The sequence below is a fragment of the Mucilaginibacter sp. SMC90 genome, assembly GCF_022811725.1.
Taxonomy (GTDB): Bacteria; Bacteroidota; Bacteroidia; order Sphingobacteriales; family Sphingobacteriaceae; genus Mucilaginibacter.
This window is the reverse complement of record NZ_CP094527.1, coordinates 6481728-6494065: the sequence shown is the minus strand read 5'-3', so window position 1 is coordinate 6494065 and position 12338 is coordinate 6481728. Positions and strand designations below refer to the sequence as shown.

Annotated in this window: 12 protein-coding genes; 9 read left to right on the top strand and 3 right to left on the bottom strand. The window is 42.4% G+C overall.

Features of this window, described 5'->3' with window-relative positions; genetic code table 11:
- Positions 1–98 precede the first annotated feature (98 nt).
- The gene (locus MTO98_RS26935; protein ID WP_243482083.1) at positions 99–1907 is read left to right on the top strand and encodes an ATP-binding protein; all 1809 of its coding nucleotides are present in this window, start codon (positions 99–101) and stop codon (positions 1905–1907) included.
- 308 nt (positions 1908–2215) lie between these two features.
- Here MTO98_RS26935 and MTO98_RS26930 read toward each other — a convergent pair whose 3' ends face one another.
- Together MTO98_RS26930 and MTO98_RS26925 are read right to left on the bottom strand one after the other, a co-directional pair.
- Positions 2216–4027, bottom strand: a complete 1812-nt coding sequence (locus tag MTO98_RS26930) for a glycoside hydrolase family 2 protein (protein WP_243482082.1) — start codon at positions 4025–4027, stop codon at positions 2216–2218.
- Between the two features lie 312 nt (positions 4028–4339).
- Positions 4340–4792, bottom strand: coding sequence for a type I restriction enzyme HsdR N-terminal domain-containing protein (locus MTO98_RS26925; protein ID WP_243482081.1), 453 nt, complete (start codon positions 4790–4792; stop codon positions 4340–4342).
- A 134-nt stretch (positions 4793–4926) separates the two neighbouring features.
- Here MTO98_RS26925 and holA point away from each other — a divergent pair, with 134 nt between their 5' ends.
- Both holA and MTO98_RS26915 read left to right on the top strand, forming a co-directional pair.
- Positions 4927–5949 (top strand): DNA polymerase III subunit delta, encoded by a 1023-nt coding sequence (gene holA, locus MTO98_RS26920; protein WP_243482080.1) that lies wholly within the window; start codon positions 4927–4929, stop codon positions 5947–5949.
- 22 nt (positions 5950–5971) lie between these two features.
- Positions 5972–6349 (top strand): hypothetical protein, encoded by a 378-nt coding sequence (locus MTO98_RS26915; protein WP_243482079.1) that lies wholly within the window; start codon positions 5972–5974, stop codon positions 6347–6349.
- Between the two features lie 8 nt (positions 6350–6357).
- Here the strand turns inward: MTO98_RS26915 and MTO98_RS26910 are convergent, their stop codons facing one another.
- Positions 6358–7002 (bottom strand): hypothetical protein, encoded by a 645-nt coding sequence (locus tag MTO98_RS26910; RefSeq protein ID WP_243482078.1) that lies wholly within the window; start codon positions 7000–7002, stop codon positions 6358–6360.
- Positions 7003–7338: 336 nt separating this feature from the next.
- Between MTO98_RS26910 and cysC the strand changes: the two genes are divergently transcribed.
- The 6 genes from cysC (at position 7339) to MTO98_RS26880 (ending at position 12306) form a co-directional block, all read left to right on the top strand.
- Complete coding sequence (gene cysC / locus MTO98_RS26905; RefSeq protein ID WP_243482077.1) at positions 7339–7899, top strand: adenylyl-sulfate kinase; 561 nt, start codon at positions 7339–7341, stop codon at positions 7897–7899.
- Between the two features lie 26 nt (positions 7900–7925).
- Positions 7926–8756: a sulfotransferase gene (locus tag MTO98_RS26900; protein WP_243482076.1), complete on the top strand. Its 831-nt coding sequence runs from the start codon at positions 7926–7928 to the stop codon at positions 8754–8756.
- A gap of 208 nt (positions 8757–8964) precedes the next feature.
- On the top strand, positions 8965–9555 hold the full coding sequence (locus tag MTO98_RS26895) for a hypothetical protein (protein ID WP_243482075.1): 591 nt from the start codon (positions 8965–8967) through the stop codon (positions 9553–9555).
- Between the two features lie 125 nt (positions 9556–9680).
- A complete protein-coding gene (locus MTO98_RS26890; protein WP_243482074.1) occupies positions 9681–10088 on the top strand; it encodes an EVE domain-containing protein in 408 nt (135 codons plus the stop codon).
- A complete protein-coding gene (locus MTO98_RS26885) occupies positions 10085–11212 on the top strand; it encodes a carbohydrate-binding family 9-like protein (RefSeq protein WP_243482073.1) in 1128 nt (375 codons plus the stop codon). Before MTO98_RS26890 ends, MTO98_RS26885 begins: the two co-directional genes overlap by 4 nt.
- 5 nt (positions 11213–11217) lie before the next feature.
- Complete coding sequence (locus MTO98_RS26880) at positions 11218–12306, top strand: family 10 glycosylhydrolase (RefSeq protein WP_243482072.1); 1089 nt, start codon at positions 11218–11220, stop codon at positions 12304–12306.
- The last annotated feature ends 32 nt before the right edge of the window (positions 12307–12338 follow it).

Genomic DNA, 12338 nt, shown 5'->3' with positions numbered 1-12338 from the left:
GCAGAACTTACGGACTTTGCATAACAAGCTACCCTACAGTATTTTGATTGCTGTGCGGTAGCTTGTTCAAATTGCAGGGCCAATGTTAAGTTCTGAATATGAGTAATAAAGTAAGTTTTTTTAACTTATCAATTTATAAAATCCTGTCTAAGGAGCAATCGTTTCTTGATCAGGCCCGGATCCGTTTATTGTATTATGGGTTCTTCCTTATTTTTGTTGCCCTCGGTACGCTTTACCTAAGCGTTTATTTCCAAAACCAAAAGATGCTTGCATACACTGCCCTGTTTTTGATGGCATCGGTGGTTGTGTTATTTAAATATTTAACCTGGCGGCCCGATTGGCGTGGCGCAGCACATGCTTTACTCATTGTTGGTACCCTTGTTAATGCCAGCCTGGTGTATGTTTCCATGCAAACGGTAAACATCATTACCGTACAGGTAATTATTATTGTTATAGCGTTTAGCTATTACATGCTTGGGCAGCAGTGGGGACTTATCTATTCGCTGCTTAATATGGTGCCGGTTTTGGTATTTATGATCATTGAATATCACAGCGGGTATGTTATTGGTATAAAACCTAATAAAATCGACCAGTCTACCATCATTATCAGCCTGTTTGCCAACTTCATATTATTGATTTTTATCCACAGTCATTTTTATACAGCTTTTTTAAAAAACATCAGGCACCTTAAGGATAGCAGTAAGGAGCAGGCCCGGCTTTACAATAAGATGGAAACGGCTATTGAAAAGGCAGAAAAATCGGCGCAGGCCAAATCCGAGTTTTTGTCAACCATGTCGCATGAAATCCGTACGCCGTTAAACGCCGTTATTGGAATGAGTAATTTGCTGATGATGAGTGGCCCGCGGCCCGATCAGCGGGAAAACCTTGAGGTTTTGAAGTTTTCGGCCAATAACCTGCTTGCCATAGTTAATGATGTGCTTGACTTTAGCAAGATTGAATCGGGAAAAGTAGTATTTGAAAATATCCGCTTTAACCTGATTGAGCTCATGAACAATATCTGCGGCGGACAGATGCTAAAAGCCGAAGAAAAAGGATTACTTTTTAAGCTCGACGTTGATAGTTCGCTGAAAAATAAAGTGCTTTTTGGTGATCCTACCCGTATAACCCAAATCATTTTTAACCTGGTTAGCAACGCTATAAAATTTACACCGCAAGGAAATATTTGGGTGCGGGTTACTTGTGTGGAAGACAGGCATAATACCGTTACGGTAAACTTTTCGGTGAGGGATACAGGTATCGGCATTGAAAAAGAAAATCTCAAAAACATATTTGAACCATTTACACAGGAGTCATTAGCCACCACGCGCGAATATGGAGGTACGGGGCTTGGTTTGGCTATAGTTAAACGTTTGCTTGAGCTGCAGGACCTGCAAATAACCGTTAACAGCATGATTGGGCACGGATCTGAATTTTCATTTCACATGGAGTTCCCCGTATCAACAGAAGTATTACCTGAGGTAGTGGCCGTCCCCGAAACCAAGCAGCCTGCAGAAAGCCCATTGGCCTGTTTACGGGTACTTATTGCCGAAGATAATATGGTTAACGTGATGCTGATGAAAAAACTGCTGAGTAAGTGGAGCATCAACCCAACCATTGCCGAAAATGGCGAACGGGCTGTTGAGTTTATGCAATATGGCAATTTTGATATTATATTGATGGACCTCCAGATGCCGGTAATGAACGGCTTTGATGCATCTAAAGAGATCCGTAAAATGGCCGATCCTAAAAAATCAGGCGTACCTATCATCGCACTTACAGCTTCCGCACTCTTTGATATCAAAGAACAAGTATACGAAGCCGGCATGAACGATTATGTATCCAAACCATTTAAACCAGATGACCTGCTGGAAAAGCTTAATAATTATGCTTTGAAAAAGGTGATTTGAGCTTGGTTGTATTTAAATCTACGCCGTTGTTGGTGTTGTCACCAACGACCATAATTCTCTTTTGTTTCTGTAAACACGTTATGAACTACATTCCACATCGTTATTGAATGGTGTAGAGTTGTTGGTGACAACAATATATGTGTTTGGAAGGTCAACTTATCTCTGTTTTTAAATAAAAAATGTCATTGCGAGCATAGCGCGGCAATCTCGTAGCCTATGCATGTCCGCCCTGTATAGCTACGGGATTGCCACGTCGCCCCAAATGCTTTTGCCCATGCCGCTCCTCGCAATGACATGGCATTAATTTTCTACTTATTCAACTTAACACCTTCTTTAATCACCGCCTGGTTCACTTCCCTAACCCGTTCAATTTCCATTTTTTCAACGGCCCTGTCGTAGGTTAATACGCCGTTTACTTCGTGTTCAACATCGGTGGTTTGGGTGTATATGGCAACGCTTAATCCTTTATATTTCATAAGCTGCTCTACTTCATCTAATAAAAAAACATAACGGTCGGTAAGCCGGGCTTTTGTTGGCTCGTAGTCATAAGCATTGTTATGCACCGGCCACATATGGCCACGCACAAACAGGCCCACGCCGCCAAATTCGCCAAGTGAAGCTGCCCGGCGACTATCGGGAACAGATGCTCCGTACGGGCCTACGTAAATATGCGTATCCACATAATCGCCGTTACCCGGGTCGCCGTACGGTTTTTGGTAACTGGGATTATTGTTAAAACCCGAGTTGCCGTTAACCAACCGCGAAGGGTCGTATTTTTTAACCCAATTGGTAATGTTTTTTACATCAAAGGCACCCCAGTTTTCGTTGAAAGGTACCCAGGTTATGATGGAGGGCGAGTTATAATGATCGTCAATTATAGCTTTAAGCTCTTTGGGGTAAACCTTCCTGTTTTGGGTAGTATCTTCATTTTGATACCATATAGCAGGCATATCCTGCCAAACCAGTAGTCCCATTTTATCGGCCCAGTAATAAAAACGCTGAGGCTCGGTCTTCATATGTTTGCGGATCAGGTTGTAGCCCGCTTTTTTGGTGTATTCAATATCAAATTTAAGAGCTTCTTCAGTTGGTGCGGTTAACACGCCATCGGGCCAGTAACCCTGGTCAAGCAAACCAAGCTGCATGATGAATTTGCCGTTAATAAGCGGACGTATTACACCGTTAAGTTTACCCAGTTTTATATCGCGCATCCCGAAATAGCTTTTAACTTCGTCGGCTTCGCTACCATCGGCATTATAAAGCGTAAGTTTCAGATCATACAAAAACGGAAAATCAGGCGTCCATAAAACAGGATTATCAATGGGCAGATAAAAATAGGACCCTCCGGCGGCGCTAACCTGCGAAACCTCTTTACCGTTGTTTAAGGCAACTGCCTTGATTTTGCCGGCTCCCTCGGCATTTACAAAAACTTTAAGACGTTTACCCTCCAAATCGGGTAACAGGCGGATGTTTTTGATGTATGATTTGCTCACAGGCTCCAGCCAAACAGTTTGCCAGATGCCCGAGGAAAAAGTATAATCGCCGCGCGGACCGTTTTTACCTGATGGGGTTTTGCCATCGTTAGGATCTTTGGCGGCAACAATAATGGTATTGCTTCCCTCTTTAAGGTACGGGGTAATGTTAAAGCTGAATGAATCATAACCACCCGAGTGTGAGCCTGCTTTTTTCCCGTTTATAAAAACGGTAGCGTCGTGGTCAACTGCTCCAAAATGAACGATGACTTGTTTGTTTTGCCATTTTGCCGGGATCTCAAAGCTTCGCCGGTACCACATGTTGATTTCCTGGTTGCGTTGCACGCCTGATAATACAGACTCGGGACAGTAGGGCACCAGTATCTGATCTGGCTTGTCTTCAAACGAGGCAGGTGTTTCGGGGTTCAATGCATTAGGGGCGCTTTTACCGCCGCGGTAGTCCCAATGCCCGTTAAGGCAAAGCCAATCGTTACGTTGTAGCTGGGGCCTTGGATATTCTGACAGAGGTATCCTGGCTTGCATGGCGGCGTTTGTCCATTGTGTTGGGAGTTTCGCCTCCTGTGCAGATGCTATGCTGCTGCCTGCTATGAGCATGGAAACCAGCGCAATTGCCTTGCTGTAAATTTTCATGAGTAGGATGTTATAATTGACAGGGTTATGAACGCCCAAAATAGGGAATAAATAACTGTTATCATAACATTTTATTGATAGGTGCTGTGGCTTTGCTAAAAGTTTATACGAGGCACCTACGGAGCCTTAACTTTTATTATAAACTATAAACACGATACTCCTACGGAGTTAATACGTTGGTCATTCTTCTATATCTAATCGATCTGCTGAGGACTCCAATAGGAGTCACGTGTTTATAGGATGACAAGATCAAGAACTTAGGGCTCCGTAGGTGCCCCGTGTTTCAAACAGAATATATAAAACGTTAAGAATTTACCCCTTAACATACACCGGCAGTTCCTCAATAAACTGGTAAGTGCATTTTTCATGATCAATGGTGCAATAGTAATGTTGCAGGCCGTTGCTTACGGCCAGCAGGGATACTTTATGAACCATGTTATACCGGGCAATCTGGTCGAAGGTTTTTTGATCGATAGTTACTGAAGGGGCTTTGCATTCAACCATTAAAATGCGTTGACCAACAGAATTAAAAACCACGATATCGGTTCGCTTTTGCAGGGTATTTAGCTTAAGGCCGCCTTCCAGTTTAATTAACGAGCGGGGATAGTTTTTTTGTTTAATAAGATATTGTACAAAATGCTGACGTACCCATTCTTCGGGTGTAATGATGATGTTTTTTTTGCGGATCTCATCAAAAAGGGTCAATGTGCCGTTATCGTCGCTTATTTTAAAGGGGTGAGGGGGTAGATTAAGCGGTTGGAGCATTTTTGCGCAGTCTTAAGTCGAAAGTTATGGGTCTTGAGTCTGGCTTCAAAATTAGTAAATATATCATTGGGCATCCGTTAAATAAAAATACATTCCACTTTTGACTTTCCACTTAGTACTTTTGACTGCGAAATATGACTGCTGCCGAGATAATCAAGGACCTTAAGAACCGTAAGTTTAAACCGCTGTACCTGTTGCATGGGGAGGAGCCTTATTTTATTGATCTGGTGAGTAATTATGTTGAGCATAGCGTGTTGCCTGAGCATGAGCGCGGCTTTAACCAAACCGTAGTTTACGGCAAGGATACCGATATCATGACCGTACTTAATGCTGCCAAGCGTTATCCTATGATGGCCGATTATCAGGTTGTGCTGGTTAAAGAAGCCCAGGATATGAAATGGGGCAAAGAGGATGATAACAAAAAGAGCATTGACCCGGTGCTGAGTTATCTGGAAAATCCATTGCCAAGCACTATTCTTGTTTTCTGTTATAAATATGGCAAGTTTGATAAACGTAAGAAAACGTACAAGGCTATCGAAAAGAAAGGGCTCATCTTTGAATCGGCCACTTTGTATGATAATAAAGTGCCAGCCTGGGTTGAGGGCTACGTAAGCGATAAAGGTTATAAGATGAACCAGCAGGGATCGGCTATGATTGCCGAGTACCTGGGTAATGACCTTGCCAAAATTGCCAACGAACTTGAAAAACTGATGCTGAACGTTAGCGCCGGGCAGGAGATCACACTAAAGCATATTCAGGATAATATAGGTATAAGCAAAGAATATAATGTATTTGAGCTGCAAACCGCGCTTACCAAAAAAGATGCTTATAAGGTAAACCAGATCATCAATTACTTTGAGGCTAACCCAAAATCAAACCCTATTGTACTGGTATTGGGCAATCTGAACAATTTTTTCAGCAAGGTGCTGGTGTACCACTACGTAAAAGACAAAACCCCGCAAAATCTGGCTAAGGAAATGGGCGTTAACCCATACTTTATTAAAGATTATGAGCAGGCTGCCCGTAACTATCCGCTTGGTAAAATTTTCCAGGTGATCAGCTATCTGCGTGAGTATGATCTGAAAAGCAAAGGTGTTGAATCAAATGCGCCCCATGGCGAGCTGATGAAGGAGCTGATGTTTAAGATATTACATTAATACCAATTCTCTTTAACCTGTTATGGCCCTATCACCACAATCAAAAGCAAGTGCGGCATCCACGCTGATCCGCATTTCGGCAGTTTTGTATTTAGTTTATTATTATTTGAACGGCGGAGGGGCGGCCTCCTTTAACTTTGCCATAGCTACCTGCATTGCCCTTGGCATTTTACTTATACTGGCCCTTTTTATCAGGCAGGGACACAAGTGGGCTAAATGGGTGCTGTTGCTTTTATTGATCTTAACTATAACCCCCGATCTTTTAAGCCTTCCCTCAACCTTTAAAACAAATATTTATGCGGGTTTTATTGTCATAATAATCGACGTTTTGCAAATAAGCTCGCTGGTTTTGCTTTTTATGCCTGATAAAGAAGCCCCCGTTAATGAAGATGCTGAATAGTACCTTACTTATTTATTAAAGGGTGCCCTGTTTATTACATTAAACATGATGCCGCCAATTGTAACAATAAGTAATAAGAAATATAAGGATTTTTTCATGTCGTTGATTTCCCTGCCCTCTTTCAATACCAATGTTCTGAAAGGTGGTGAAAAAAGTATCAGTACAGCGCTCAAAAAAACAAACAGGAATGACACGATCGAATAACTTGCGGCAAAATTGATACCTCCTTTTATAAAGCCGGCAAACAAAGGAATATTCCATCCTAAGATAAATACAATTAATGCTGTTGTTTTAAACGGTATCCTGCCTTGTTTCTGCATTTTTTCAACCTGGTAGGCCTGTATTTGATTTTGTGCAGTTTTATCAAAAAAACCGGTTGCTTTGATGTTTTCGATAACGTTATAATAGGGCGTACCGGTTGTAAACGTAACATTTTTAGGATATGATGGTACGTTGTGTATTATCCTGATACCATGGCCGCCTAATGTGGATGCGGATTCAATTTCAATAATGTTGCCGGCATTAAAATAATACTGGCCTATAAAGCCAACGCTGATCTGCAATACTTCGGAAGTAACTTTTAAAGTTGCGAAAGGTTTAGAAGCTTTGGTATTACCTATATAGGCACCTCCGCTAAGTGAAAACTCGTTCATGTTTATTGTGATAGGTTCTTAAGCTTGCTGTAAAGATACAGTAAAACAGGATAGTCAAATAATCTCCAAAATCATTTCTAATAAATTAAATAATGTAACATTTTTGTTAACTGTAGCGTTGGTTAGTGTTTGACCGTACACGTACACTTATTCATTAAAACTTCATTTTTGGCCGGTATTGTTAGGTTTTTGTCCTGACTTCATAGTGTGCCGGTTTACATGTAATTGATTATTTACAATGTAACAAAATTCACCTGCCAATTAATTTCCTAAGTTCACTCATCCTAAGCACGTGTTAAGCTGATCAATAAAGCATACTAAATAAAAATTAAGGTCATGATACTTTTATTTTGCGGATTATCGGGTGCGGGAAAAACTACTTTGGCAAGAAGTGTAGCCGCCGAATTAACAAGCCTCGGTATTAAAATCGAGATTATTGACGGTGACGAATACCGTGCAGCACTTTGCCGCGATCTGGGCTTCAGTAAAGAAGACAGAAACGAAAACATCCGTCGGCTGGGATTTGTGGCCAGCCGTTTCAGCGCACAAGGCATTGTAACCATAGTTAGTGCCATAAACCCTTACGATGAAATTAGGCAGGAACTTGCCGAAAAATATGATCATGTAAATATTGTTCATATAGATTGCCCGGTGAACAAACTGATAAGCCGCGATACCAAGGGCCTGTATAAAAGGGCATTGCTGCCAGATGGGCATCCGGATAAGCTCACTAACCTTACTGGTATTAACGATAGGTTTGAAGTGCCCATCAACCCCGACTTGTACCTTGATACCAGCAATTATACCATACAACAAAGCACCTCTTCACTGCTCTATTATATTATAAATAATCTGCATCCTGTTAGGCAGATAAATAAGATACCAAGCTACTCCTGACAAAAACGGACGCTTATAATTGATTTATGCAAAAAAGAGTACTCATCATTACCGGAATGCATCGTTCCGGCACCTCGCTTATTACCCAATGGCTAACTAAATGCGGCCTGCAAACAGGCGAAAGGCTTGTCCCTGGCGGCAACGGCAATATTGAAGGGCATTTTGAGGATATTGAATTTTTAAAAATGCACGAGGAGATCCTTGCTGATCATAACCTGCCTACAAGCGGGCTCACGGTTGGGCATGTGGCACAGTTTACCGTTTACGAAAAGGAAAAGCTTAGAAGCGTAATTAAGGTTAAGCAGCAGTTATACGACCAATGGGGCTGGAAGGACCCACGGACCTGCCTGTTTCTGGATGTTTACAAAGAATTACTGCCCGATGCCTGCTACCTGGTCATCCTGCGCGATTATCAATCGGTAGTAAGCTCACTTTTACGGCGTGAATTTAAATGGGTGGATAATAAATACATGGCACGAAAATACTTTTCGAGGCTGGTGTGGCAGCAATTCAGACGATCCCGCCGGATGGTAAAGTTCTACAATGATCAGGCAACTGAATATTTGAAGGTATGGATTGCTTACAATCAGGATATCCTGAAGTGCATAAAAACGCTCTCGCGCGATGCCTATGTAGTTGTCAATTATTCGATGTTAAAGAACGAAGATGCACAGGTTTTTGAATACCTCAGGGACAAGTGGAACCTGGCATTAAAATATTCGAGATTTAAAGATATTTTTAAAGAAAATCTGATCGGCCCGGATGTTGCTTTTGAACAATATATTAAAGATAAAACCTTAATTGCCCAGGCCGTGGCATTACAGGATGAACTTAAGGGCTATATGCTAACCGATTAGCATTTTAATTTTTTGCATTTCCTTATACATTCCTGCGAAAAAAGTAAACAAATATCTGTGCAATAAAGTGTAAAGGCAGCTCAATTTGTTATACAATCGTTCTTGTTGTTTGATAATCAGCTGATTATTTCTTCAAATTCGTTTTACGCAATATTTTAAGCGTCAGTAATGGCGCTTGTTTAACCAACGTAAAACAGGGGAGGGGGATATGAAAGCTAAGTTTTTTTGTTATTTGCCCTACAGGGTATTTACAGGGCTTTTGATCATCATGTGTTTACATTCGCCGGGTTTTTCGCAATCAGGAAAAGCCGGTTCGCTGGCATATTTGAAAGCCAGCAATGGCATTGGTGGATTTACCCTTGGTAATTTGCTCACCAGCGAGCAGGTACAAGGTTTAACCTATCTTGACGGCGAGGGTAGTAAGCCCGATGCTGATAGTTGTGTTACTTATGAATACCACCCCGATAAACCAATGGAGCTGGAAGGCGGGCTAACTGCAAGTCATATTTGTATACGTAGCTACGAAAACAGGGTGGTTAACATTTACGTTTTCTTTAATCGCGACCAGGGGTATAAAATGCTCAGTAAATTTTTGCATTGGTACGGTACTTTCACCGCAAAGCCAAATGATTACCAGGATGTTTATATGTGGGAGTCGCGCACGGTAAAACTAATGCTGAGCTTTCATCCCGATGATGAGCAGGGAATAGCCGTTTATACCTCTGTGCCGTTAACTAATGTGCTGAATGCTAAAAACGCGAAGAGGTTAACGCAGCTGTTAACCAGTAATGATAAATAAGCGGCCACTACATTACCACTCCAACCCGTAATCTCCGTGTAACAATACCCGGTATAGCCCATTGCAGATTTCAGTTTCTCCCGCCTTTTTTACATTTTTACGTTACAAAAATTTATACCGTACAAATGCAACATTGGTTAGTTAAGAGTGAGCCCTTTAAATATAGCTGGGGAAAATTTAATAAGGATGGTCGTACCTTTTGGGATGGCGTGCGTAATTACCAGGCGCGTAACAATCTCAGGGAAATGAAGGAAGGCGACCTGGTTTTATTTTACCACAGCAACGAGGGTAAAGAGATTGTAGGCATAGCCAAAGTAGTAAAAGAAGCTTACCAGGACCCTACAACAGATGATACCAATTGGGTAGTTGTTGACCTGGCCCCGGTTGAGGCCCTGAAAACACCGGTAACGCTTGAGCAAATTAAAGCCGACCCTAAATTACAGGATATCGGTTTGGTAAGGCAGGGGCGCTTGTCAGTAATGGGAATAAAGCGCGAAGAGTTTGATTATATCTTAGCGCTGGGCAGCAAATGAGATCAATAAGCACCTGCTTTAACCGATTTATTAAACCGGGCATAACCGCAACTTTGTTAATACTGCCCGGCCTGGTAAAGGCGCAGGATGTTTTTAAGGAGTTTCCGGATTTATTTACTGTGCCTTATAGTTATGTAGCGAAACATGTAAAACAGCCGCCTGTAATTGATGGCGATGTGGAGGATGCTGTATGGCAGCAGGCTCCGTGGACTAAGGATTTTCAGGATATTGAAGGCCGCCTTAAGCCGCAGCCACCATTGCAAACCAACGTTAAAATGCTTTGGGACGATAGCTGTCTGTATGTTGCCGCCAGGATCAAAGACCCGCATGTATGGGCTAAACTTACCCGTCATGATGATATTATTTACCTGGATAACGACTTTGAGCTTTTTATCGATCCTACTAACAGCACACACAAATATTTCGAAATTGAGGTGAATGCCCTTAATACCATATTCGATTTGTTTTTGACCAAGCCTTACCGCAACGGTGGTGCTGCGGTAACCGGCTGGGATACACATGGATTGCGTTCGGCTGTGAAAGTTCAGGGCACGCTGAATGATCCTTCAGATATTGACAAAGGCTGGACAGTTGAAATGGCTATCCCCTTTAAGGCGATTACCGGGGGCTTTAACAAGTCGGTGATAAAAGATGGCACAATGTGGCGCATCAATTTTTCGCGGGTGGAGTATGATACTAAGGTGCAGAATGGCAAGTATGTAAAACTACAGGATAATAACGGTAGGGATTTGCCGGAGCATAATTGGGTATGGAGCAACCAGGGGCTCATTAATATGCATTTCCCCGAACGTTGGGGATACTTATTGTTCAGCAGCAATGAGGCTAATGATGTAAAGTTTGAAATGCCTTATGCCGAACAACAAAAGAGGTACCTTTGGCTGGTTTATTATAAACAAAAACAATGGTTTAAAGATCATCATGAATACCTGCCAACACTAAAAGGTTTAGGCATCGATGATAAAGTTACGGTAGCCGGCAATGTAAATGAGCTTAAGCTGGAGGCTACTACCCGCCAGTTTGTAGTTGCTGTTACTGATACTAAAACCAATATAACCTATACAATTGACCAGGATGGCCTGGTACAGCAGTTGATAAATCCCTAAACTCCATGAATAAGCGCGAATTTTTAAAAGCCGGTTTACTGGCTGGCGTGGCCGCCCAGTTACCTTTAGTAAGCAATGCCGCTGTCGAAACTGCCAAAAGCAGCAAGAAAAAGGCGATGAAAAACTGGGTATGGATCAATCCTAACCAGAAAGATACTGATGATGAGCTTGCTGCACGCTATACGGCATACAAAGCATCAGGCATAACGGGCATATTTTTCGAAAACGATAGCGAACGTCATTTTCGCGCTGCCAAAGCTAAGGGTTTGGAAGCCCACCGCTGGATGTGGACTTTTAACCGTGCCGAACTGGTGAATGAAAAGCCCGAATGGTACAGTAAAAACCGTAAAGGCGAGTCATGTGCCGATCATCCGCCTTATGTACAGTATTATCGCTGGCTTTGCCCGTCGCGCCCCGAGGTGCAGGAGTATTTAACCAAGACTGTTGATGATATTTTGGCAAAAGATTATATCGATGGTATCCATCTGGATTATGTACGCTATTGCGATGTAATACTGCCGGTAAACCTTTGGGACCATTATAAGCTTGATCAAACCAAAGAGCTGCCCGAATATGATTTTTGCTATTGCGATGTTTGTAAAGCCAAATTTAAGGAAGAGTATAATCTCGACCTGGATCAGATCCAATATCCGGAAGCCAGCCTTTCATGGCGCCTGTTCAGGTATAACAATATTACCCGGGTAGTTAACGGTATTTCTACCGTAGCGCATCAGCATAAAAAACAAATTACAGCGGCCGTATTCCCAACACCCGAAGTGGCCCGCCGTAACGTAAGGCAGGACTGGACAAACTGGAACATGGACGGTATTTGCCCCATGATATACCATGGCTTTTACAAAGAAGGTGTAAGCTGGATAGGCAATGCCGTAGCCGAAGGCGTCCATTTCCTGGCCGGAAGGTTCCCGCTTTATGCAGGCCTGTATTTATCTGATTTTAAAAGTGATGATGAGATCCGCACCGGCATCCAGGTGGCGTTGAAAAATGGCGCTATGGGCGTGTCCTTCTTCGGTAACGTGAGACCGGAGGTTTTGGCGATATTGAAGGATGAGGTAGCGGCGTTTAAAGCGTCGTAGTATTCTCTATTTTTCTATCCCTGTTTAAAACT